Origin of the sequence: Pseudomonas sp. CFII64, assembly GCF_000416235.1 — a bacterium.
GTDB lineage: Bacteria > Pseudomonadota > Gammaproteobacteria > Pseudomonadales > Pseudomonadaceae > Aquipseudomonas.
Genome location: NZ_ATLO01000004.1, coordinates 443,356 through 467,468, shown reverse-complemented (window position 1 = coordinate 467,468; position 24,113 = coordinate 443,356). Strand labels below are relative to the sequence as shown.

20 protein-coding genes and 2 tRNA genes are annotated in these 24,113 nt (G+C 58.7%); 13 read left to right on the top strand and 9 right to left on the bottom strand.

Annotated features, from left to right (window positions below; all coding sequences use genetic code 11):
- The first annotated feature begins 641 nt into the window (after positions 1-641).
- The 3 genes from CFII64_RS02855 (at position 642) to CFII64_RS02850 (ending at position 4,509) form a co-directional block, all read left to right on the top strand.
- Positions 642-1,931 carry a M18 family aminopeptidase gene (locus CFII64_RS02855; protein ID WP_020289254.1) on the top strand — a complete coding sequence of 430 codons (1,290 nt, stop codon included), beginning with the start codon at positions 642-644 and terminating at the stop codon, positions 1,929-1,931.
- 96 nt (positions 1,932-2,027) lie between these two features.
- Positions 2,028-2,192: a hypothetical protein gene (locus CFII64_RS30000; RefSeq protein ID WP_020289253.1), complete on the top strand. Its 165-nt coding sequence runs from the start codon at positions 2,028-2,030 to the stop codon at positions 2,190-2,192.
- Between the two features lie 145 nt (positions 2,193-2,337).
- The gene (locus CFII64_RS02850) at positions 2,338-4,509 is read left to right on the top strand and encodes a mechanosensitive ion channel domain-containing protein (RefSeq protein WP_371106416.1); all 2,172 of its coding nucleotides are present in this window, start codon (positions 2,338-2,340) and stop codon (positions 4,507-4,509) included.
- A 60-nt stretch (positions 4,510-4,569) separates the two neighbouring features.
- Here the strand turns inward: CFII64_RS02850 and CFII64_RS02845 are convergent, their stop codons facing one another.
- The gene (locus CFII64_RS02845; RefSeq protein ID WP_020289251.1) at positions 4,570-5,289 is read right to left on the bottom strand and encodes a UTRA domain-containing protein; all 720 of its coding nucleotides are present in this window, start codon (positions 5,287-5,289) and stop codon (positions 4,570-4,572) included.
- A gap of 360 nt (positions 5,290-5,649) precedes the next feature.
- Between CFII64_RS02845 and CFII64_RS02840 the strand changes: the two genes are divergently transcribed.
- The 6 genes from CFII64_RS02840 to CFII64_RS02815 all read left to right on the top strand — a co-directional run bounded on the left by CFII64_RS02840 (position 5,650) and on the right by CFII64_RS02815 (position 11,041).
- Positions 5,650-6,717 (top strand): ABC transporter substrate-binding protein, encoded by a 1,068-nt coding sequence (locus tag CFII64_RS02840; RefSeq protein WP_020289250.1) that lies wholly within the window; start codon positions 5,650-5,652, stop codon positions 6,715-6,717.
- 123 nt (positions 6,718-6,840) lie between these two features.
- Positions 6,841-7,647: an alkaline phosphatase family protein gene (locus tag CFII64_RS02835; RefSeq protein WP_020289249.1), complete on the top strand. Its 807-nt coding sequence runs from the start codon at positions 6,841-6,843 to the stop codon at positions 7,645-7,647.
- Positions 7,644-8,486 (top strand): ABC transporter permease subunit, encoded by an 843-nt coding sequence (locus tag CFII64_RS02830; protein WP_020289248.1) that lies wholly within the window; start codon positions 7,644-7,646, stop codon positions 8,484-8,486. The genes CFII64_RS02835 and CFII64_RS02830 overlap by 4 nt, the downstream gene beginning before the upstream one ends.
- On the top strand, positions 8,473-9,270 hold the full coding sequence (locus CFII64_RS02825) for an ABC transporter permease (protein WP_020289247.1): 798 nt from the start codon (positions 8,473-8,475) through the stop codon (positions 9,268-9,270). The genes CFII64_RS02830 and CFII64_RS02825 overlap by 14 nt, the downstream gene beginning before the upstream one ends.
- A 1-nt stretch (position 9,271) precedes the next feature.
- Positions 9,272-10,258, top strand: a complete 987-nt coding sequence (locus tag CFII64_RS02820) for an ABC transporter ATP-binding protein (protein ID WP_020289246.1) — start codon at positions 9,272-9,274, stop codon at positions 10,256-10,258.
- Positions 10,259-10,387: 129 nt separating this feature from the next.
- Positions 10,388-11,041 (top strand): HAD family phosphatase, encoded by a 654-nt coding sequence (locus tag CFII64_RS02815; protein WP_020289245.1) that lies wholly within the window; start codon positions 10,388-10,390, stop codon positions 11,039-11,041.
- A 128-nt stretch (positions 11,042-11,169) separates the two neighbouring features.
- Here CFII64_RS02815 and CFII64_RS02810 read toward each other — a convergent pair whose 3' ends face one another.
- Positions 11,170-12,132, bottom strand: a complete 963-nt coding sequence (locus CFII64_RS02810; protein WP_020289244.1) for an NAD(P)H-quinone oxidoreductase — start codon at positions 12,130-12,132, stop codon at positions 11,170-11,172.
- Positions 12,133-12,272: 140 nt separating this feature from the next.
- On the opposite strand from CFII64_RS02810, the gene CFII64_RS02805 reads away from it, so the two are divergent.
- Positions 12,273-14,354, top strand: coding sequence for a carboxy terminal-processing peptidase (locus CFII64_RS02805; protein ID WP_177325384.1), 2,082 nt, complete (start codon positions 12,273-12,275; stop codon positions 14,352-14,354).
- A 118-nt stretch (positions 14,355-14,472) separates the two neighbouring features.
- Positions 14,473-16,245: a bifunctional diguanylate cyclase/phosphodiesterase gene (locus CFII64_RS02800; RefSeq protein WP_020289242.1), complete on the top strand. Its 1,773-nt coding sequence runs from the start codon at positions 14,473-14,475 to the stop codon at positions 16,243-16,245.
- Between the two features lie 24 nt (positions 16,246-16,269).
- On the opposite strand, the gene CFII64_RS02795 is transcribed toward CFII64_RS02800, so the two are convergent.
- The 6 genes from CFII64_RS02795 to CFII64_RS02770 form a co-directional block, all read right to left on the bottom strand.
- Positions 16,270-16,635 (bottom strand): hypothetical protein, encoded by a 366-nt coding sequence (locus tag CFII64_RS02795; RefSeq protein WP_020289241.1) that lies wholly within the window; start codon positions 16,633-16,635, stop codon positions 16,270-16,272.
- Positions 16,632-16,979, bottom strand: a complete 348-nt coding sequence (locus CFII64_RS02790; RefSeq protein WP_044901094.1) for a helix-turn-helix transcriptional regulator — start codon at positions 16,977-16,979, stop codon at positions 16,632-16,634. The genes CFII64_RS02795 and CFII64_RS02790 overlap by 4 nt, the downstream gene beginning before the upstream one ends.
- Before the next feature lie 136 nt (positions 16,980-17,115).
- Positions 17,116-17,568, bottom strand: coding sequence for a YkvA family protein (locus CFII64_RS02785; RefSeq protein ID WP_020289239.1), 453 nt, complete (start codon positions 17,566-17,568; stop codon positions 17,116-17,118).
- A gap of 406 nt (positions 17,569-17,974) precedes the next feature.
- Positions 17,975-18,736 carry an FKBP-type peptidyl-prolyl cis-trans isomerase gene (locus CFII64_RS02780; protein WP_020289238.1) on the bottom strand — a complete coding sequence of 254 codons (762 nt, stop codon included), beginning with the start codon at positions 18,734-18,736 and terminating at the stop codon, positions 17,975-17,977.
- 349 nt (positions 18,737-19,085) lie between these two features.
- A tRNA-Asp gene (locus CFII64_RS02775) sits at positions 19,086-19,162 on the bottom strand.
- A 19-nt stretch (positions 19,163-19,181) separates the two neighbouring features.
- Positions 19,182-19,257 (bottom strand) — tRNA-Val (locus CFII64_RS02770).
- Between the two features lie 161 nt (positions 19,258-19,418).
- On the opposite strand from CFII64_RS02770, the gene rdgC reads away from it, so the two are divergent.
- On the top strand, positions 19,419-20,339 hold the full coding sequence (gene rdgC, locus CFII64_RS02765) for a recombination-associated protein RdgC (protein WP_020289237.1): 921 nt from the start codon (positions 19,419-19,421) through the stop codon (positions 20,337-20,339).
- A 149-nt stretch (positions 20,340-20,488) separates the two neighbouring features.
- Positions 20,489-21,454 (top strand): bile acid:sodium symporter family protein, encoded by a 966-nt coding sequence (locus tag CFII64_RS02760; protein WP_020289236.1) that lies wholly within the window; start codon positions 20,489-20,491, stop codon positions 21,452-21,454.
- A gap of 76 nt (positions 21,455-21,530) precedes the next feature.
- On the opposite strand, the gene CFII64_RS02755 is transcribed toward CFII64_RS02760, so the two are convergent.
- A complete protein-coding gene (locus tag CFII64_RS02755) occupies positions 21,531-23,981 on the bottom strand; it encodes a TonB-dependent siderophore receptor (RefSeq protein WP_052026557.1) in 2,451 nt (816 codons plus the stop codon).
- Between the last annotated feature and the right edge of the window lie 132 nt (positions 23,982-24,113).

Below are 24,113 nucleotides of genomic sequence, written 5' to 3'. Positions count from 1 at the left end.
GTCCGGCCCCCGCTTCGCGGCGGTTCCTTCGACTCCGGTGCCGTGGTGTCTGATCTATTGCGGCATGGAAGGCAAATCCGCGTTGCGGATTTTTCAGGCGGTATTTTCCACCTGACTCATCGCAAATCTCGGGCCGGTGAATGTGCGCAGAACGCATGGGCGACACAATTGCGACTTGTGGACGGCCGAGCGCAGGTATTGCGTAGTGGCTGCTCTTTATTAAAAGGCAGGGCATGGATGCCGAATTAGCCGCACTGGGCCAGGGATGGCCCTTTGCGGCGACCCACGGAGCAATGCCGGAGCGAGGGAAGTCTGAGCCTTGGCGAAGACCCGGACAAAGGAGCGAGACCTTTTGGTTACTTTTGGCTGGGCCGGCAATCCGCGACCCACGGAGCAATGCCGGAGCGAGGGAAGTCTGAGCCTTGGCGAAGACCCGGACAAAGGAGCGAGACCTTTTGGTTACTTTTGGCTGGGCCGGCAATCCGGGCGTTTGCCAAAAGTGACCCGCTGTAAGAGCGGAACCATAATTTCAGCAGACGCGATAATGGATATGTTCGCGATTGAAGAGACCAAAACAAACCCACAATCACACGCCCCACCCCAATACGGTAAACTCGCGCCATTGCTGTCTGGAGTAACTTATGCGCGAAGAGCTGAACCAGGGTCTGATCGAATTCCTCAAGGCCTCTCCTACACCGTTCCATGCCACTGCCACCATCGTTCAGCACCTGGAAGCCTCAGGCTTTCAGCGTCTGGACGAGCGGGAAACCTGGTCCACCGAAACCAGCGGGCGCTATTACGTCACCCGCAACGATTCTTCGATTGTCGCGTTCCGCCTGGGTCGCCAGTCGCCGCTGACCGGCGGTATCCGCATGGTTGGCGCGCACACCGACAGTCCGTGCCTGCGAGTCAAGCCGCAACCTGAATTGCAGCGCCAGGGTTTCTGGCAGTTGGGCGTCGAAGTCTATGGCGGCGCGCTGCTCGCCCCGTGGTTTGACCGCGACCTGTCGCTGGCCGGACGTGTCACGTTCCGTCGCGACGGCAAGGTCGAAAGCCAGCTGATCGACTTCAAGCTGCCGATTGCGGTGATCCCGAACCTGGCGATCCACCTTAATCGCACCGCCAACGAAGGCTGGCCGATCAACCCGCAACTCGAATTGCCGCCGATCCTCGCTCAAGTGGCCGGAGACGAACGTGCGGACTTCCGCGCCCTGCTCACCGACCAGCTGGCCCGCGAACACGGCCTGAACGCCGACGTTGTGCTCGATTACGAGCTGAGTTTCTACGATACCCAGAGCGCTGCGGTGATCGGGCTCAATGCTGACTTTATCGCCGGCGCGCGCCTGGACAACCTGCTGTCCTGTTACGCCGGACTGCAAGCGCTGCTCGCCACCGATACCGACGAAACCTGCCTGTTGGTCTGCACCGATCACGAAGAAGTGGGCTCGTCGTCAACCTGCGGTGCCGATGGCGCAATGCTGGAACAGATCATCCAGCGCCTGCTGCCCAATGGCGAAGATTACGTGCGCACCATTCAGAAATCGTTGCTGGTGTCCGCCGACAACGCTCACGGCGTGCACCCCAACTACGCCGAAAAGCACGACGCCAACCATGGCCCGAAACTCAATGCTGGCCCGGTGATCAAGGTCAACAGCAATCAGCGCTACGCCACCAACAGCGAAACCGCCGGTTTCTTCCGTCATCTGTGCATGGCTGAAGAAGTACCGGTGCAGAGCTTCGTGGTGCGCAGCGACATGGCGTGCGGCTCAACCATCGGCCCGATCACCGCCAGTCACCTTGGGGTACGCACGGTGGATATCGGTCTGCCGACCTTCGCCATGCACTCGATTCGTGAACTGGCCGGCAGCCACGACCTGGCGCATCTGGTGAAAGTACTCGGCGCGTTTTATGCGAGTCATGATTTGCCGTGATTTTGCCCTGTTCCGTAGGACCGGCGTTAGCCGGTCCTACGGTGGGTACGTTTTGTGACCTAGACTCAAGGTATCGAGCTACAGAGGGTCGATGCCATGAACGCCTTTTATGCAATGCTGATGCCGATCATGATCGGGATGTTGCTGTTGTGTATCGGCTTCAGTTATCAGGAGCGCGGCGGCGGTGTGTTCATGATCTGGCTGGGGATGATGCTGATGCTGGGCACGATCGGTTTCAAGATTCTGGAAAAACTCGCCTGATCGTCAACCTCAGGCAATGCGTGGTCCGCAGGGGAGAAAAGCTGCTCGCCAAGCCCGCAGACCACTCGTAAACTCATCGCTCACTCATGCCTGGAAAGTCGCTCGATTTCAGGCAGCTCGATGTTGACTTGAGGTTTACCGCCCGGTGACTGTTATCCCCCGCTGTTGTTTGCTGACCCGCCTGCTTTTCGTCTGTTTGCTGGCCCTGTTTCCGATTGCCGCAGCTCAGGCGGTCGCTCTGCCGGGGGTGCTGGGCGGAGGGCAGAAAACCCAACCGCAGGCGCAGGAACCGCTGGGGCAGTCCCTCGACGAAGTGATCAAGACCCTGGAAAACGACCAGCAACGCAGCCAGTTGCTGGCCGACCTGAAAAAACTTCGCGACGCCACGCAAAAAGCCCAGCCGGGCACCGATCAGGGCGTATTGGGATTGATCGGCAGCACCTTGAGCGACTTCGAGAAAAAATTCGCCGGTGAAGACAGTCCAATCAGACGCTGGTCCGAAGAAATCGATCTGGCTGAGGATGAACTGCTGGCGCTGGCCTTGCCGGCCAGAGAATGGCTGCCGATCATCTTCGGTTTTGCTTTGGTGCTGTTGCTCTGGAGCCTGCTGGCCGCCGCGCTGATCTGGCTCGGCCATTGGGTGCGGGTGCGTTTCGGCTTGTCGGAAGATCTACCGCAAAATCCCGGCACCCTCGACATGCTGCGCTTTGCCTTGCGCAAATTGGGGCCATGGCTGATCGCCTTGGTGATCACGGTTTACCTGAGCTATTCCCTGCCCTCTTCCCTGGGCAAGGATCTGGCGATGGTGCTGGCCTATGCGCTGGTGGTCGGGACACTGTTTTCGGCAATCTGCGTCATCGCTTTTTCAGTGCTCGACGGGCCGCATCGTCACCGGGCCCTGTATATCCTGCGTCACCGGGCCTTCCGCCCACTGTGGCTGATCGGCAGTTTCGCGGCGTTCGGTGAGGCACTCAGCGACCCGCGTCTGATCGCCAGCCTCGGCGTGCATCTGGCCCACACGGCCGCGACCTTCGCCAATGTCATGGCGGCGCTTTCCACCGGTTTGTTCATCCTGCGTTTCCGGCGGCCCATCGCGCACCTGATCCGCAACCAGCCGCTGTCCAGACGCCTGACCCGCCGCGCCCTGACCGATTCCATCGAGATCATCGGCAGCTTTTGGTACGTGCCTGCGCTGATGCTGGTGGGCGTGTCGCTGTTTGCCACCTTCTTTTCGGCGGGCGATACCAGCACCGCGCTGCGTCAGGCCTTGTTGTCCACGGTGTTGCTGGTGGTGGGCATGGTCATCAACGGCCTGGTGCGCCGTCATGCCATGCGCCCGCGTCATGGTCACAAACGTCACGCCTTGTATTCCGAGCGCCTGCACAATTTTTTCTACACCCTGATGCATATGCTGGTCTGGCTGGTGTTCGTCGAACTGGGCCTGCGAGTCTGGGGCCTGTCGCTTATTCGGTTCGCCGAGGGTGATGGCCACGACATCAGCATGAAACTGATCAATCTGGCTGCCACGCTGATGTTCGCCTGGCTGGTGTGGATTCTCAGCGACACCGCCGTGCACCACGCCTTGACCCGCTCGCGCAAAGGGCTGGCGAATGCCCGGGCGCAGACCATGATGCCGCTGATTCGCAACGTGCTGTTCGTGGCGATTTTCATCATTGCGCTGATCGTTGCCCTGGCGAACATGGGCATGAACGTCACGCCGCTGCTGGCCGGTGCCGGTGTGATCGGCCTGGCCATCGGTTTCGGGGCTCAGTCGCTGGTGGCGGACTTGATCACCGGGTTGTTCATCATCATCGAGGACTCGCTGGCCATCGACGACTATGTGGATGTCGGCGGGCATCTTGGCACCGTCGAAGGCCTGACCATCCGTACCGTTCGCCTGCGCGATATCGATGGCATCGTGCATACGATCCCGTTCAGCGAAATCAAAAGCATCCAGAACTACTCCCGGGAATTCGGCTATGCGATTTTCCGGATCGCCATTCCGTCGAGCATGAACATCGACGATGCGCTGAAGATGATCCGCGATGTGGGTCAGAAAATGCGCACCGACCCGTTGCAGCGTCGCAACATCTGGTCGCCGCTGGAGATTCAGGGCGTGGAGAGCTTCGAGTCGGGCAACGCGATCCTGCGCGCCCGCTTCAAGACCGCGCCGATCAAGCAATGGGAAGTCTCCCGGGCGTTCAACCTGTCCCTGAAACGCCATCTGGATGAAGCCGGAATGGACCTGGCGACGCCACGGTTAAGCGTGCAAGTAATGACGGCGGGAAGTTCGGAGCGCAAGGAAGTCAAATCGTGAAACCAAGATTTGTTGGAGCGTGGCGTGGCGTGGCTTGCCTCGCTCCAACGAATCGCTCGCTCAAATATCGCGGACGACTGCACTCACATGAATCGCATCATGGCGCCAGTATTCCAGGTCGCAATCGATCAGCCGTCCTTGCTGGTCGAAATTGACCCTGGCGATGCGCAATCCCGGACTACCCAAGGACACCTTCAAGGCCGCCGAGGCTTCGGCGTGCAGCGCGGTGGGCACCATTTCGAACTGGACCTGGCCATAGCGCAGGTTGTACTGGCTGGCGTATAGCTCGGTCAGTGACTGATTGAGATCGTAATCAAGTATTCCGGGGAAATATTCCGGGTTCAGGTAATGCTCCACATACAGCACCAGACGTTGATCGATACGTCGTGCGCGGCAGATCTGGATCACGCTGGACAGCGCTGGCAACTGGAGCAATTCGCAGATTTTCGCGGAGGCCGGCTGCAGACGCGCGCTGATCACCTGAGTCTCGGCCATCCTGCCCTGGGCACTGACCATTGCGTGAAAGTGACTGCGCCGCATCAGGTCATAGGCCAGACGCGGCGGCGAAATGAACCAGCCACGGCGCTCCTCGCGATAAATCAAACCCAGTGCTTCGAGCTGCACCAGCGCTTCGCGCAACGTAATGCGAGTGGTGTCGAACACTTCGCTGAGCTTGCGTTCGGCGGGCAACTTGCTGCCAGGCGGCAGCAAGCCATGCTCGATCTGCTCTTGCAGCGCATTGCAAATCGTCGTCACCGCACGTGGTACGTCTTCGCGCATCGAGTTACCTATCTGGACTAGACCAGCGCCATTTCGGGGCACGGGCTGCTCGGAGCGCACCGCACGATGCGCGCAAACAGCCTAGTGAGCGTAGATGACTATTGAGTGACAAGGTGCATCACGAACCATGCCAAGCCTGCCTGAAGAAACTGCATAGCCCTTGCAGATCAACCGTTTGCCGATGGTCTACGCTTACGCGACGGCCTGCGTCTCGCCCCGGGATGCAGCCACTAAAAAGCCATGCCGACATGAAAATGTCATTGAACGAGCCTAACTTGGCTCAGGTATTGCTGACCTAGACCAACCCACCCGCAACGATCACTTCTAAAAAATCTTGAAGAAGTGCACAAGGAGCTTCGAATGAAACACCTTTTGCTGGCATCACTCCTCGGTTCCGCTATCGCCTTTAGCACCGCCGCCATGGCTGCGGACGTTGACCTCAAGACCCTTGAAGCCGCCGCCAAGACGGAAGGCGCGGTCAACAGCGTCGGCATGCCTGATGACTGGGCGAACTGGAAAGGCACCTGGGCAGACCTGCAAACCAAATACGGTCTCAAGCACATGGACACCGACATGAGCTCGGCCCAGGAAGTGGCCAAGTTCGATGCCGAAAAAGACAACGCCAGTGCCGACATCGGTGACGTCGGCGCGGCGTTTGGCCCCATCGCCACCGCCAAGGGTGTTACGCAACCCTACAAGCCAAGCACCTGGGAGCAGATTCCGGACTGGGCCAAGGATAAAGACGGTCACTGGGCGCTGGCCTACACCGGCACTATCGCGTTTATCGTCAACAAGAAGCTGCTGCACGGTTCCGAAGTCCCAACTAAGTGGGCTGACCTGAAAGACGGCAAATACAAAGTCACCATCGGCGACGTCAGCACTGCGGCCCAGGCTGCCAACGGCGTGCTGGCGGCGGCAATCGCCATGAAAGGCGACGAAACCAATATCGCTCCTGGCCTGCAACTGTTTACTGAACTGGCCAAGCAGAAACGCCTGGGCATTAATAACCCGACTATCCAGAGCATGGAAAAAGGCGAAGTCGAAGTCGGTATCGTCTGGGACTTCAACGGCCTGAGCTACAAAGCCAAGATGGCCAACCCGGATGACTACGTTGTGCTGATTCCATCTGACGGATCGGTGATTTCCGGCTATACCACCATCATCAACAAATACGCCAAGCACCCGAACGCCGCAAAACTGACCCGTGAATACATCTTCAGCGACGCCGGCCAGACCAACCTGGCCCGTGGTAACGCGCGTCCGATTCGTGCCGAGCACCTGAAACTGCCGGAAGACGTGCAGAAGCAACTGCTGCCGAACGAGCAGTACAAGGGCGTAACGCCGATCAAGAGCGCTGCGGCATGGGAAGCGACTTCCAAGAAGCTGCCACAACTGTGGAACGAGCAAGTCATCGTCGAAATGCAGTAACCCGCAATCGGCTTCAGGGATGAAGCCACGCAGCTCAAGCAACTTGTGATCCACACGCAACAGAAGGCGAGACAGACCCGCTGTCTCGCCTGTCTTGCATGAATTCCGCCGGAGCGCTGGCTCATGAAACACAACGTCATCCTGATCGTGCTCGATGGCTTGAACTACGCGGTGGCCCGGCATGCGATGGGGCATTTGCAGGCCTACAGCAACGGTGGTCGGGCCGCCCTCTACAAACTGGAATGTGAGTTGCCGGCACTTTCCCGTCCGTTGTACGAATGCATCCTGACCGGCGTTGCGCCAATCGACAGCGGCATCGTGCATAACCAGATTTCACGCCTGTCCAACCAGCGCAGTGTATTTCACTACGCGACAGCCGCTGGATTGACCACGGCGGCCGCGGCCTATCACTGGGTCAGCGAGTTGTATAACCGCACCCCGTTCGATGCCGCCCGCGACCGGCATACCGATGACCTGGAACTGCCGATTCAGCACGGGCACTTTTATTACGCCGACCATTACCCGGATTCGCATCTGTTCGCCGACGCAGAAAGTCTGCGCGTCAGACATGCGCCCAATTTTCTGTTGATTCACCCCATGAACATTGACGACGCCGGGCACAAGCACGGCCTCGACTCCGCGCAGTACCGCAACAGCGCCCGCAGCGCCGATATCGTGCTGGCCGATTACCTGCAACGCTGGCTCGACGCTGGCTATCAAGTGCTGGTGACCGCCGACCACGGCATGAACAACGACCGTTCGCACAACGGCCTGCTGCCGGAAGAGCGCGAAGTGCCGCTGTTCGTGCTTGGCGCTGCGTTCAGCCTCGACCCCAACGCCGCCCCCAGGCAAACCGATCTGTGCGGCATTGTCTGCGAGCTGCTCGGTGTGCCCCACGACAAACCGGTCTGCCGGGAGATATTCAATTGAGCACACTCACCCGAGGCAAATGGCTGGGGCTGCTGTGCCTGGTGCCTTTCGCCATCTTCTTCATCATCTTTCAGATCGCGCCGCTGGTTTGGGTGGCCATCAACAGCCTGCATTCCGATGCGGGGTGGGGGATCGAAAACTTCATCACTGCGTTCAATTCTCGGTTCTATCGCCAGGCGATGCAGTACAGCCTGGAGATCAGCTTCTGGTCGAGCCTGTTCGGCATCGTGATTGCGGTGCTCGGCAGTTACTCGCTGCGCAAGGTGGACTCGCGGTTGCGGGATTTCGTCAACGCCTTCGCCAACATGACCAGTAACTTTTCCGGGGTGCCGCTGGCCTTCGCCTTCATCATCCTGCTGGGCTTCAATGGCGCGCTGACCCTGATCCTCAAGCAGGCCGGAATCATCGACGACTTCAATCTGTATTCGAAGACCGGGCTGATCATTCTCTACACCTACTTCCAGATTCCCTTGGGCGTGCTGCTGCTCTACCCGGCTTTCGACGCCTTGCGCGAAGACTGGCGCGAGTCGGCGTCACTGCTCGGCGCCAGCAGCTTTCAGTTCTGGCGTTACATCGGTTTGCCCGTGCTGACGCCTGCCCTGTTGGGCACCTTTGTGATTCTGCTGGCCAATGCGCTGGGGGCGTACGCCACCGTCTACGCGCTGACCACCGGCAACTTCAACGTGCTGCCGATTCGCATCGCAGCCATGGTGGCCGGCGATATCACCCTTGATCCGAACATGGCCAGCGCCCTGGCGATGATTCTGGTCGGCCTGATGACGCTGGTCACGGTCGTCCATCAGTGGTTGCTGAAGAGGAGCTACCATGTCTCGCGTTGAACGGGGTCCCGCCAGGCTTTACCACCGGTTCGTGGTCTATGCGCTGTTCTTCATCCTGCTGCTGCCTTTGGCTGGCACGCTGCTGTATTCAGTGGCGACCAGTTGGTCGGCGACTATTCTGCCCAGCGGCCTGACCTTCAAGTGGTACATCGCGCTGTGGAGTGACCCGCGTTTCCTCACCGCTTTCGGCCAGTCGCTGCTGGTCTGTGTTGGCGCGCTGATCCTGTCCGTGGTGCTGATCCTGCCGCTGCTGTTTGTGGTGCATTACCACTTTCCGCGCCTGGACGGCCTGATGAACATCCTGATCCTGCTGCCCTTCGCCGTGCCGCCGGTGGTGTCATCGGTCGGCTTGCTGCAGCTGTATGGCTCCGGGCCGATGGCGATGGTCGGCACGCCGTGGATTCTGATCGGCTGCTACTTCACCGTCGCGCTGCCGTTCATGTACCGCGCCATCACCAACAACCTGCAGGCCATCAACCTGACTGACCTGATGGACGCTGCTCAACTTCTCGGTGCCAATACCTGGCAGGCGGCATTTCTGGTGGTACTGCCCAACCTGCGCAAGGGTTTGATGGTCGCGCTGCTGCTGTCGTTTTCCTTCCTGTTCGGCGAATTCGTGTTCGCCAACCTGCTGGTCGGCACCCGCTACGAAACCTTGCAGGTGTACCTGAACAACATGCGCAACAGCAGCGGGCACTTCAACAGTGCGCTGGTGGTTTCCTACTTCCTTTTCGTGCTGCTGCTGACCTGGGCTGCCAACCGACTGAATAAGGACAAGAACTGATATGAGTTTTGTCAGTGTCGAAAATCTGCAAAAAACCTACGCCAGCACAGCGGTCTTCAGTGACATCAACTGCACGATCGAACGTGGCGAATTCGTCACCCTGCTCGGCCCGTCCGGCTGTGGCAAATCGACCTTGCTGCGCTGCATTGCCGGCCTGACCTCGGTCAACAAAGGGCGCATCCTGCTCGATGGTGTCGACCTGGTGCCCGTTACGCCGCAGAAACGCAATATCGGCATGGTGTTCCAGAGCTACGCGCTGTTTCCGAACATGACCGTGGAGCAGAACGTCGCGTTCGGCCTGCGCATGCAGAAGGTCAATGCCGACGACACCCACAAGCGCGTCGCCGAAGTCCTGAAACTGGTGGAGTTGACCGAACTGGCCAACCGCTATCCGCACCAGATGTCCGGCGGCCAGTGCCAGCGCGTCGCCCTGGCGCGCTCGCTGGTCACCCGTCCACGCCTGTTGTTGCTGGACGAACCGCTCTCGGCGCTGGATGCGCGGATACGCAAACACCTGCGAGAGCAGATCCGCGCCATTCAGCGAGAATTGGGCCTGACCACGATTTTTGTGACTCACGATCAGGAAGAAGCGCTGACCATGTCGGACCGCATCTTTCTGATGAACCAGGGCCGTATCGTGCAAAGCGGCGATGCCGAAACCCTTTACACTGCGCCGGTCGATGCGTTTGCCGCCGGTTTTATCGGCAACTACAACCTGCTTGAAGCAGATGAAGCCAGCCGCCTGATGCAACGCCCGATCAACAGCCGCATCGCTATTCGCCCGGAAGCCATTCAGCTGAGTCTGACCGGCTCTCTGGAAGGCGAAGTGCGCAGCCACAGCTTGCTGGGCAATGTGATTCGTTATCGGGTCGAAGCGCGCGGCGTGGAATTGGTGGTAGACGTACTCAACCGCTCGGCGGACGATTTGCATCCCAATGGCCGACGTGTGACGTTGAGCATTGATGCGTCGGCGTTGTGTGAGGTCTGAGGACAGCTGCAAGCGGCACGCTATAAGCTGCAAGTGTGTGCGGCGCAGACCTGTTTCTCTTGCAGCTTGAAGCTTGTAGCTGCGCGCCGAACGCCAATTCAACTGACAAAGTTTTAAGGAACGCGCGCAATGCCTTTAGCCATTTTTGACCTGGACGAAACCTTGATCGCCGGCGACTGCGCCAGTTTATGGAGCGAGCAGATGGGCCGCCTCGGCTGGGTCGATCCCGAGTCGTTCATCAAGCGCGATCACCAACTGATGCAAGCCTACAGCGCAGGCCAGTTGGCGATGGAGGACTACATGGCCTTCAGCCTGGAGCCGATGCTGGGCCGTACGCCGGAAGAAGTCGATCACTTGGTTGGCCCGTGGGTTGAGGACTTCATCGAGCCGATCATTTTCAGTGACGCCACCAAATGCATCGCTGAACACCGCGCTGCCGGCGACCGGATTCTGGTCATTTCGGCTTCGGGGATTCATCTGGTCAAGCCAATTGCCGAGCGCATCGGTATCGACGAAGTGCTGGCGATTGATCTGGAGGTGCAGCACGGGGTTTACAGCGGCGGGACCGTTGGCACCCTGACCTATCGGGAAGGCAAGGTCACCCGGCTCATGGAGTGGCTGGACACCGAAGGCGAAAACCTCGAAGGCGCCAGCTTCTACTCAGACTCACGCAATGACCTGGCCTTGCTGCTCAAGGTCGATCATCCGCATGTGGTCAACCCCGACCCGACCTTGCTGGAACACGCCCAGAAGGCCGGTTGGCCGGTGCATCACTGGAAGTAACAGCATTGCCCGCAAAACCCCGTAGGACCGGCTTCAGCCGGGAGGTGGCATGACACCAGGAGCGAGGGCGCTGTACTGGCTCTCCCTCTCCCGGCTAAAGCCAGTCCTCCAGATCGTGCCTGCGTCGATTACACCAGACTCTCATCGATCACCAACACGACTTTCCCGGAAACCTGATTGGTCGCCAGTTCGGCAAAAGCCGCTTCGGCGTCCTTGACCGCAAAGCTGCGGGCCAGTTGGGGCTTGAGGCGGCCTTCGGTGAACAGCGGCCAGACGTTGTGCGCCAGGTCGAGCAGCAAGTCCGCCTTGAACTGGTCATCGCGACTGCGCAGGGTCGAACCCAGCAACTGGATGCGTTTGCCCAATATCTGCGCCAGATCCAGCTGCGCTTCGCGGCCGCCCATCAGGCCGATCAATACCCAGCGACCATCAACGCCCAACAGCTTCACGTTCAGCGCCGCATAGTTGGCGCCGACCGGATCGAGAATCACATCGAAGGGGGCGAAATCCTTCAGGCTGTCGATGCTTTCGCTGCGCATGACACCGCCCTGGGCGCCCAATTCGATGCAATACGCCAGACGCTCGGCCGAGCCGACGCTGACCCATACCGGGTTGCCGAAGGCCTTGCAAAGCTGAATGCCCGCTGAACCAACTCCACTTGCCCCGGCGTGCAGCAAAACTTTTTCGCCCGGTTTGAGTGCCGCCAGCTGGAACAGATTCAGCCAGGCAGTGGCGTAGACTTCAGGGATTGCCGCCGCCTCGTGCAGCGATATGCCTTCGGGCACCGGCAACACGTGACGCGCATCGGCAACCACTTCTTCAGCCATGGCACCACCGGCCACCAGTGCGCAAACCCGGTCGCCAACCTGCCACGCAGAACCCGGACCGACTTCGGCAATCACCCCGGAACATTCCATGCCGAGGAATTCGCTAGCCCCTGGCGGCGGCGGATACAGGCCCGCACGCTGCAATAAATCAGCGCGATTCAAACCTGCTGCGGCCACTTTGATCCGGACTTGACCGGCATCAAGAGCCGGACTCGGTGTCTCGACCCATTCCACTCGACCTTCAACGCCTTGCAATGCCTTCACGGTGCCTCCATAGTGAGTCTGGACTGAGCCCGAAGCTATAGACGCCCGGGCTTTTTGCATTATGCGACCGGATCCGACGGGACCGGCGACTTCAAAGACGGCCTAATATGCGTTATCAATTGTCCCCGCGTCGAATCAGCATGAAGCATTTTTTCCCAGGCACCGCCCTCGCCCTGCTCGTTGGCCTCAGTATTCTGCCAATGTCCGCCAGCTCTTTCGCCGCCAATAGCTGGGATAACCTCCAGCCTGATCGCGACGAAGTGATTGCCAGCCTCAACGTGGTTGAGCTGCTAAAACGGCACCATTACAGCAAGCCGCCGCTTGACGACAAGCGCTCGGTGATCATTTACGAGAGCTACCTCAAGCTGCTCGACCCGGCACGCAGCTACTTTCTGGCCAGCGATATCGCCGAGTTCGACAAGTGGCAGACCCAGTTCGACGATTTCCTCAAGAGCGGCGACCTGAACCCCGGGTTCACCATCTACAAGCGCTATCTGGACCGCATCAAGTCGCGTCTGGATTTCGCTTTGGCAGAGCTGAACAAGGGCGTCGACAAGCTTGATTTCACCTCCAAGGAAAGCTTGTTGGTGGATCGCAAGGACGCCCCTTGGGCGAAGAACCAGGCTGAACTGGACGACCTGTGGCGCAAACGCGTCAAGGACGAAGTCCTGCGCCTGAAGATTGCCGGCAAAGACCCGGCGAAGATTCAGGAAACCCTGACCAAGCGCTACAAGAATCAGCTGTCGCGCCTGGCCCAGACTCGCAGCGAAGACGTGTTCCAGGCTTACATCAACACCTTCGCCATGTCCTACGACCCGCACACCAACTACCTGTCACCTGACAGCGCGGAAAACTTCGACATCAACATGAGCCTGTCGCTGGAAGGCATCGGCGCCGTGTTGCAGAGCGACAACGACAACGTGAAGATCGTGCGCCTGGTGCCGGCAGGTCCTGCGGCCAAGACCAAGCAGGTCGCTCCGGCCGACAAGATCGTCGGCGTCGCCCAGGGCGACAAAGAAATGGTCGACGTGATCGGCTGGCGTCTGGATGAAGTGGTCAAGCTGATCCGTGGCCCTAAAGGCTCGGTCGTGCGTCTGGAAGTGATTCCGGCCAGCAATGCCCCCAACGACCAGACCACCAAGATCGTCGCCATCACTCGCGAAGCGGTGAAGCTCGAAGAGCAGGCTGCGAAAAAATCGATCCTGCACCTGAATCAGGACGGTCGCGACTACAAGCTGGGCGTCATCGACATTCCGGCGTTTTATCTGGACTTCAAGGCCTACCGAGCTGGCGATCCGGAATACAAGAGCACCACCCGCGACGTGAAGAAACTGCTGACCGAACTGCAAGCCGAGAAAGTCGACGGCGTGGTTCTGGACTTGCGTAACAACGGCGGCGGCTCCCTGCAGGAAGCCACCGAGCTGACCAGTCTGTTCATCGACAAAGGTCCGACCGTATTGGTGCGCAACGCCGACGGCAAGGTCGACGTGCTGGAAGACGAAGACACCGGCGCGTTCTACAAAGGCCCGATGGCGTTGCTGGTCAACCGCTTGTCCGCCTCCGCTTCGGAGATTTTCGCCGGCGCCATGCAGGACTACCACCGGGCGTTGATCATCGGCGGCCAGACCTTCGGCAAAGGCACCGTGCAGACCATTCAGCCGCTTAATCATGGCGAGCTGAAACTGACCCTGGCCAAGTTCTACCGGGTTTCCGGGCAGAGCACCCAGCATCAGGGCGTCGTGCCGGACATCGCCTACCCGTCGATCATCGATACCAAGGAAATCGGCGAAAGCGCGCTGCCTGAGGCCATGCCTTGGGACAGCATCAAACCGGCGATCAAGCCGGCGGTCGATCCGTTCAAGCCATTTTTGGCGCAGTTGCAGACCCGACATGAAGCCCGTTCGGCAAAAGATGCCGAGTTCGTCTTCATCGAAGACCGTCTGGCCCTGGCCAAGAAGTTGATGAGCGAGAAAACCGTCAGCCTCAATGAAATTGACCGTCGCGCTGAACATGCCTCTATCGAAGCCAGGCAGCTGACTCTGGAAAACACCCGCCGCAAGGCCAAAGGTGAAGAGCCGCTCAAGGAGCTGAAGAAAGAGGACGAAGACGCACTGCCGGTTGAAGACGACAAGACCAAACCCGAAGACGACGCTTACCTGTCGGAAACCGGGCGAATCCTGATCGATTACCTGGGGTTGAACGCGGCTGTGGCCAAGAAGTAAAAACCACACGGATAATGGCTGTTTAATGGCAACGGTCATCAAACAGTCATGAATCTGTCGTGAAATACAGGGGCTGGGCGCATAGTGCCTAGCCCCTTTTTCTTGCCTTGAGATCGCCATGACCGCAACTGAACAGCTGAACGCATTGAGTTCAATCCTGGCTCATGGCGATTTACACAGTCTGTTCCAGCCCATCGTGTCACTGTCCGAACGCCGTATCCTCGGTTATGAAGCCCTGACCCGCGGCCCGTCGAACAGCTCGCTGCATTCGCCGATCAACCTGTTCGCCATTGCTCGCCAGTCCGGTCGCCTCAGCGAGCTGGAATTGCAGTGTCGGGAAAGTGCGTGCCGTCGGTTCAGCCAGCAGAAGCTGCCTGGCAAGCTGTTCCTCAATATTTCCCCGGAATCCTTGCTGGAACCTGCGCACCCGCCGGGCCGAACCCTGCAGCTGTTGCAACGCTACGGCATCGCGCCCAGCAACGTCGTGATCGAGCTGACCGAGCAGACGCCCACCGAAGATTTCGGGCTGCTGTACACGGCGCTGCACCACTATCGCGATATGGGGTTTTCCATCGCCATGGACGATCTGGGCGCGGGTTATTCCAGCCTGCGCCTGTGGTCGGAATTGCGCCCGGAATACGTCAAGATCGACCGGCACTTCATCGACGGTATCCATCAGGACGCGGTCAAGCGCGAGTTTGTCGGCTCCATGCTGCAAATGGCCAGAGCTTCCCGGGCGCAGGTCATTGCCGAGGGCATCGAGCTGCCCGAAGAACTGGCAGTGCTCAGGGAAATGGGCGTGGAGCTGGTCCAGGGCTATCTGCTCTGCCGCCCGCAAGAACAACCCCCGCGAGACGCGCAAGCGATGCTGCCCAAGCTGGAAAGCTCAACACTGGTGTTGACCGAAGAAGGCAGCGATTTGAGCGCCCTGCTCAACGAGCAAGCGGCGGTGGGTGCCAACATGCCGACCGCTTCGGTGCTCGAAGCCTTTCGCAAACAGGCCAATCTCAATTCCCTCGCCGTGCTGGATGAAAGCGGCCAGCCGTGCGGGATTGTTCACCGCCATTCGTTATCGGAAATTCTCCTCAAACCCTTTGCCACCGAGCTGTTCGCCCGCAAGCCGATCAGCCGCCTGATGAGCGATGACTTTCTCGCCGTGGAGTTGAGCCAGTCCCTGGCGCAAGTCAGTCGCCTGCTGACCAGTCGCGCCCGGCAGCGTATCGAAGAAGACTTCATCATTACCCAGAACGGCCGTTATCTGGGCCTGGGACGAGTGATCGATGTGCTCAAGCTGATTACCGAGATGAAAATCCAGCAGGCGCGCTATGCCAACCCGCTGACCTTGCTGCCGGGCAATGTGCCAATCCAGCAGTGCCTGACCCGATTGCTACAACAGGGCCGGGAATCGATGATCTGCTACGTGGATATCGACAGTTTCAAACCCTTCAACGATATCTACGGCTATGGCCGCGGTGACGAGGTTCTGCTGTGTCTGGCCCAATGCCTGAACGACCGGATTGACCCCAGCCGTGACTTCGTCGGGCATATTGGCGGCGATGACTTTCTAATGGTCCTCGGCTCGGAAGACTGGAACAAACGTCTGAATATCCTGCTGGAAGACTTCCAGAATCAATGCCGACGCTTCTATCGGGCCGAACACCTTGAAGCGGGCTGCTTCACTGCCTTGAATCGCCACGGCCAGCGCCAGGAGTTTGCCCTGCTGTCGCTGTCCATCGGCGTCATCCACCTGCATCCTGAATCCTGCGCCGAACTGGATGCCAGTCGTCTGGCCGAACTGGCCTCGCAGGCCAAGCACTACGCCAAGGAAGTCGCCGGGGCGAGCCTGCATGTGATCGATACGCGCGAGCTGGATTTGTTGGCGATGGGCTGATGGCGCAACGGCGGCTTCATTCCGTCATTCCGCTTCCGGATACACAAACTCAAACACCCGCACCACTTCCGAAGCATGCCAGGACGCCGCGGCGATCCCGTCGGATGGCCCGGAAAAACGCCCGAGGCGTTCAACGCATTCGAAAAAACCAGTGCGCGGCAAGCGACTGGCGCCCTGGCTGATGACCAGCGCACTGCGCAACGGCTGCTCGGCACGCGCGTCAAGCGCGGCCAAGTGCTCAAGCGCGGCAGTGAGGGTTTGCATGGCGGGGCTGGGCAGTTGCAGACGCTCCAGCAGCGCGCGATAGGTTAACAAATGGCGCTGGCGACGCGCCTGATCCAGTTCAGCCAAAAGCCCATCCCAGTGCTGGCGACTGATGCGTACGCTCATGCCTCACCTCGCCAGCCAGCGACACCCAATTCCCAGGCCAGGCTGCGGCGAATAGCGGCGTCGGGCAGGCGCACCCCACTTTCAATCAATTCCAGGTACGAAGGGCTGATGCCGACCGTGCGCGCCAGTTGCGCAACTTCCAGCCCTTTGGCTGCCCGGAGCGTCGCCAACTGATCCAGACCGGGCAAATCAGCGGTCGCCTCCCCCGGCTCGACCGGCTGAGTGCTCGACGCAACGCTCTCTTTGGACACAAGACCTGCGGCGCGCAGCAATGCCTGGTACTGAGCCCATGGCAACACTGCGTACTCTGGCTCTCCATCACGAGAAATGACCTGAAGATCCATACAACCCCCTGTAGGACAACTACACATTGCGAGTAGGCGTTTCCATGTTGCCGCATCTTAACAGTGGATGAAGGCCATATGCCTGTCTTCAATCTGTAACTGCGTCTTAATATCGCGGCGAATGGCTGTATCGGCGTCAATCCTTGGCTTTTTCCTGTTCGAGCAACGCGGGTGTAGCCGGTAAGCGTTCAACCACCAATAGTTTTTCAGGCGCCTGCCGCTCTCGCCATTGGCGAAACGCCGACAACTCGCTTTCCAGATGTTTCATGACCCACGCCAGCACCGCGATGTCGTCCAGCATGCCCAAGCCTGGAATCCAGTCGGGAATGGCATCCAGCGGGCTCAGGAAGTACATCAACCCGGCAACGATGGACAGAATGGCCGTCGGGCTGATCGCCCGATACTCGCCGCGCCAGTACGCCAGGCACAACGCCTGCAACAGTCGCAGATCATCCATGACCTTACCCAGGCGACTGCGTTCAGCAGAGCCCTTGCGCGCGACGGCAAACAGCAAACCTGGCAAACGCCCCGCCGCCATCAGTCGGCGAGCCATGGGCAAATAGCGAAGAAAATTCCACGGTGCTTTCATGTCCACTCCTGTTGAGCGACTTTTCTGTGAATAAACGCCGATCCTACAATCGTCAGCGTCTGATCATCAAAAAGGTTATCCACACAACTTGTGGATAACCTTGTGAACAGAGCATCTTTTCCGCCCGCATAAGCCCGCTCTATAGGCTTGTGACTCAAATCGGGCGTTTTTTACTCACCTGAAAAAAGCCGTAAAATTCGTTGACTTGCAGGCCGCTGGAAGTTACCCACAACCGAGCCTGTGGATTAATGTTGGATCGTCTGACAATCGTCAGACCCGCCGCCTGCGCCTTATGCCCACAGTGAACATAAGTGGGACTGCACCTGATTGCATCCGTTCGACAAATTACACAGAAACGAAAACGCCCCGTCGAAACGGGGCGTTTTGCTCAAGCCTGAACTGCTACTTATTTTTTAGTAGCAGGTGCAGTCTCTTCTTCTTCCTCATCTGCAGCGCCAGGAGCCGGCATCGAAGCAGGATCCTTGATGCCGAGCAGTTCCAGGTCGAAGACCAATACCGAGTTGGCAGGGATCATCGGGCTAGGGCTCTGTGCGCCGTAAGCCAGATCGCTCGGGATGTAGAGCTTGATCTTCTCACCGACGTGCATCAGCTGCAGGCCTTCAACCCAACCCGGAATCACGCCGCTGACCGGCAGATCAATCGGGCTGCCGCGCTCAACGGAGCTGTCGAACACCTTGCCGTCAGTCAACTTGCCTTCGTAGTGAACAGTCACCACGTCGGTCGCTTTAGGCTGAGCGCCATCGGCTTTCTTGACGATTTCATATTGCAGGCCGGATGCGGTGGTAACTACACCGGCTTTCTTGCCGTTTTCTTCGAGGAATTTCTTGCCAGCGGATGCCGACTCTTCACTCATCTTGGTCAGACGCTCTTCGGCACGCTTTTGCAGCGCGGCGAAAGCTTCAACCAGTTCATCATCCTTGAGCTTCTGCTCTTTCTTGCCGACGGCATCTTCGATACCCAGGGCAACTGCCTTGGAATCCAGATCATCCATGCCTTCCTGAGCCAGGCTTTTGCCCATGTTCAGGCCAATACCGTAAGACGCTTTCTGTGCCGGGGTTTTCAGCTCAACAGTGCTGGCTTGCTTATCACAACCTGCGAGTACCAGACCGACCAGGGCAATCGCCGCTGCCAACCGATGCTGTTTCATGCTAATTCCTTGTTCATGCGCCAATAGGGCAAACGAGTAAAGCCGCGAGCTTATCAGGCCGCCGCGATCAATGGCTACCGGCATGAGAGGCAGAAAAGCCAGATAAGTTCAGGTATCCAAAGGTTTTCTTGAAATGGACGCCTTCTCGTTCAGTCCGGGTTCAGGGACTTAGAGAAAAATCGTACAAATCTACTAGATTCGCCTGACACAACGCACAGGCGAATTCGCTCATGATGCGCATTGCACGACAGCTATATATAGGAAGGAATAAAAAACGCAGACAAAGAAAAGCCCGCACTAGGCGGGCTTTCTTTTGCTTCAAGGAGTTCAAGGGCCTTGAAGCGGAATATGGCGCAGCGGACGGGACTCGAACCCGCGACCCCCGGCGTGACAGGCCGGTATTCTAACCGACTGAACTACCGCTGCGCGTAACACTTTGAATGATTGGTGGGTGATGACGGGATCGAACCGCCGACCCGCTGCTTGTAAGGCAGCTGCTCTCCCAGCTGAGCTAATCACCCTTCACTCATCGTGTGGCGCGCATTCTACGTAGCGACCCTACCTCTGGCAAGCACTTTTTTAAATAATTTTTATAATCCTTCCAAAGGCTTAGCGCAGGGTTGGCCGCAAGGCCCGAGCAGCGAATAATGCCCTCCTTTGTATAGAAGGAGAGATTCACCTCATGTGGTTCAAAAACCTGCTTATCTATCGCCTGACCCAGGATCTGCCTTTTGACGCCGAGGCGCTGGAAACTGCACTGGCGACCAAACCGGCCCGCGCCTGTGCCAGCCAGGAGTTGACCACTTACGGTTTCGTCGCCCCTTTTGGCAAAGGTGAAGACGCTCCACTGGTGCACATCAGCGGTGACTTCCTGCTGATCGCGGCGCGCAAGGAAGAACGCATCCTGCCGGGCAGCGTCGTGCGTGACGCGGTCAAGGAGAAGGTCGAAGAGATCGAGGCCGAGCAAATGCGCAAGGTCTACAAGAAGGAACGCGATCAGATCAAGGATGAAATCATCCAGGCGTTCCTGCCCCGCGCCTTTATTCGTCGTTCGGCCACGTTCGCGGCCATCGCGCCGAAACAGGGCCTGATTCTGGTCAACTCGGCCAGCCCCAAGCGTGCCGAAGACCTGCTGTCGACGCTGCGCGAAGTGATCGGCTCGCTGCCGGTGCGTCCTCTGACCGTCAAGACCGCGCCGACTGCGGTCATGACCGAGTGGGTCACCACGCAGAAAGCGGCTGACAACTTTTTCGTGCTCGATGAATGCGAACTGCGTGACACCCATGAAGATGGCGGGATCGTGCGCTGCAAGCGTCAGGACCTGACCAGCGATGAAATCCAGCTGCACTTGAGCACTGGCAAAGTCGTGACCCAACTGTCCCTGGCCTGGCAGGACAAATTGTCCTTCGTGCTGGACGACAAGATGGTGGTCAAGCGCCTGAAATTCGAAGACCTGCTGCAGGATCAGGCGGAACAGGACGGCGGCGACGAAGCCCTGGGTCAGCTCGATGCCAGCTTTACCCTGATGATGCTGACCTTCGGCGAGTTCCTGCCGGAGTTGGTTGAAGCCTTGGGCGGTGAAGAGTTGCCGCAGGGGATTTAACACCTCATGCCATCGTAGGACCGGCTTTAGCCGGGAGAGCTTCTTGCTGATCAAGGAGATGCAGCGAAGGTACCGGCCCCCTCCCGGCTAAAGCAGGTCCTACGGATGTCAGGAAAAGCCATTTAACCCAATAAAAAAAGGAACCCGCCATGCGTGCATTGGCAACCTTGAGTCGTTTTGTCGGTAATACCTTTGCGTACTGGGTGCTGTTGTTCGCCGTGTTGGCGTTCCTGTTCCCGCAGTGGTTCATCGGTCTGAAAACGCTGATCGTCCCGCTGCTGGGGCTGGTGATGTTCGGGATGGGCCTGACCCTCAAGCTCGACGACTTTTCCGAAGTTGCCCGCCATCCGTGGCGCGTGGCCCTGGGTGTGGTCGCGCATTTCGTGATCATGCCCGGCGTGGCGTGGTTGCTCTGCCAGGTCTTTCATCTGCCGCCGGAAATCGCGGTGGGCGTAATTCTCGTGGGCTGCTGCCCAAGTGGCACGTCTTCCAATGTCATGGCCTGGCTGGCCAAGGGCGATCTGGCCCTGGCAGTGGCCATCGCAGCGGTCACCACCCTGCTCGCGCCGCTGCTGACGCCGACCTTGATCTGGTTCCTGGCCTCGGCCTGGTTGCCGGTGTCCTTCATGGATATGTTCTGGTCGATCCTGCAACTGGTCATGTTGCCCATCGTGCTCGGTGTGCTTGCCCAGCGTTTGCTTGGCGCACGGGTCAGCTATGCTGTGGACGTATTGCCACTGGTTTCGGTGGTCAGCATCGTGATGATTGTCTGCGCCGTGGTTGCCGCCAGTCAGGCGAAAATCGCCGAGTCCGGCCTGCTGATCATGCTTGTGGTGATCCTGCACAACAGCTTCGGTTTTCTGCTGGGTTACTTCACCGGCAAGGTGTTCAAGCTGCCATTGGCGCAACGCAAATCCCTGGCGCTGGAAGTCGGCATGCAAAACTCCGGGCTGGGCGCGGCACTGGCCAGCGCGCACTTCTCGCCATTGGCGGCGGTGCCCAGCGCGCTGTTCAGCGTCTGGCACAACATATCCGGCGCCCTGCTTTCGACGTACTTTCGCAAGATGAAAGAGGACGAGGAGCCAACCAAGGCCCCTTCTGCTGTCGTCGACTGATTGTCGGCCTGCAACATCGGTAACAAAAAAGGGGAGCCAGTGATCTGGCTCCCCTTTTTCATTCAAGCGCGTTCTGTTACCAGAAGGTGCCGCGCAAGGTCAGCATGTGGTTGCGCGGTTCGCCGTACCAGTTGGTGGCGGATGTCGAGCCCACGGTGGAGTAATAGTTTTTGTCGAAAATGTTGTTGGCGTTATAGGTGACGGTCCAGTGTTCGTCGACCTTGTATTCGGCCAACGCATTCCAGACCGCATAGCCCGCCTGATCGAAGTCGTAGGTGTTGGTGCCGCCGCTGTTGGTCACCGTGCCGCTGAAGTAATTGGAGCTTTGCAGGTTCACGCCGCCACCCACTTTGAAGTCCGACAACACGCCGGGCAGCTGATAGGTGGAAAACAGTTTGAACAAGTGCTTCGGCGTCTGGGTGCTGAGCAGCGTCTTGGAGCTCTTGTTGTGGTTCTGGTTGTAGGTATAACCGGCCATCAACATCCAGTCAGGCATGACTTCACCCGACACTTCCATGTCGACGCCCTTGCTCACTACTTCGCCGCTACCAATCCAGCAGCAGCTGCCGGAGAAGTCAAAGTCGTTGGCGGGATAAGCCGGGTCGCGCACGCCCTGATTGTCGCGCTTGGTGTAATACAGCGCGAAGTTAGTGTTGACGCTGCCGCCGAACAACTCGCCTTTAAGACCGGTTTCATAGGTCTTGCCTTCCATGGCGTCGAGCGAGGAGCCCGAACCGCTCAGCAGACTGACCTGCGGCTTGTAGATCTCCGAATAGCTGCCGTACACCGACCACTCGTCATTGAGGTCATAGACCAGACCGCCATATGGCGTGACCTTGGTCGGTTCGCGCATGGAGATCTCCGAGGAGGTTCTCCAGGTACCCGCTGTAAGCGTCTTGTAGGTCTGGTCAAATTTGTAGCGTTGCACCCGCGCACCGAGGATCAAATGCAGCGGCTCGGCCAACTGCATGCGCAAGCTGCCATACAGGCCGTACTGCTTCTGGTCGTTGGGGCTGTAATCGCGGGTGTAGTTGGTGTTGTTTGGCGGCTCGGGGAACGGCGTGCTGTCCGGGTCGTAAGGGTTGATTGGCCCGCCTATCACTCGAGCTACCCCGAGCCAGCGGCTGGTCACGTCCTGATAGTCGGCGCCCACCACCAGATCGTGTTTCAGGCCGAACATGTCGAAGGTGCCGGACAGGTTGGTGTCCCACATGCGCTGCTGGTTTTCCTGTTTGGCAGTCGTGCTGCTCCAGGACAACCCGCCTCCGGTCGCCTGGTTGACGCCTACACCGCTGACGGTCGTGGTCTTGAAGTAACCGACATCCCAGAGATCGGTATAGGAGACGTTGAGTTTCCAGTTATCGGAAAGCTTGTGGTCGATCTTGGCGAAAATCTCGCGACCGGTGGTGTCGGTATAACCCCAGGCCTGACCCAGACTGGTGTGACGCGGCAGACCGATATCGGAACCGTCGAGGTAACGCGGTACAGAGTTTTGCGTGCCATTTTCATGGGCTTTGTTATAGCGGATACCGGCCGTGAGCATGGTGTCATCGGTGACGTCAGCTTCGAGGACACCATAAACGAACGGTTTTTCCGTGCTGCGGTTATCGATGAAATACTGCCGATCGGTGTTGGCAACCACCAGGCGGCCGCGCAGTTTGCCGTCGAAGGCGATCGGACCGGTGAGGTCCACTTCCTGGCGATAGTTATCCCAGCTACCCGCCGACGCGGTGAGTTTGAGTTGGTAGGTGTCCAGCGGGCGCTTGCGCACCATGTTGACGATGCCGCCCGGATCACCCGTGCCGCCGAACAATGCCGCCGAACCACGCAGCACTTCAATGTGGTCGAACTCGGCCAGATCGTAGACGTTGGACGAATAGAAACTGCCCAGCGAACTGCCCAACGCCATCGGCGCGGCACCATCGAGCTGGAAGTTTTCGATCTTGAAACCACGGGACAGGATGTCGAACGTCCGATAAGTGCTGTTCTGCACCGTGATGCCCGGCGTCATGCGCAGTGCATCGTTGATATCGGTCAACTGCTGATCAGCCATCATTTGCTGGCTGATGATGGAAATCGACTGCGGCGTCTGGCGCAGACTGGTGGGGGTTTTCGAGCCTACGCTGGTCAAACCGGTGGTGTAGGACTTGGAGTTTTCAGTCGCCTGGCCCATGCCCTGGCCCTGAATCGTCGTCGCGCCCAATTCCATGGCACCGCCGACAAGCGACTCTTCGCTGAGGAAAATCGTGTTGTTCTCGATGCGATAAGTCAGGCCGGCGCCATTGAGCAATTTATCCAGTGCGGCACCCGGTTCAAGATCACCGTTGACTGCCACGGACTTCTTGCCGCTGACCATTTCCGGCCGATACAGCACTTGCAGCCCGGTTTGCGCGCCCAGCGCGTTCAGCGCGGCGTCCAGCGGCTGAGCGGGAATATTCACGTGACGGACTTCGGCGAATACGCCTTCGCACGTTCCCAGTGCCAACCCCAATACCATTACGGATGCAGAAGTTCTCCATGAAGGCATCGGCGATTTCAACAAGCGCCTGGCAAATGTCTGGTTCCTGGATTTCATGCGATGAATCACCCCGTTTGAATCGTTAAGTTGGCGGGCCGCCTTCTCTGAGGATGGCTGACCAGTGGAAAATGAGTTGCTCGT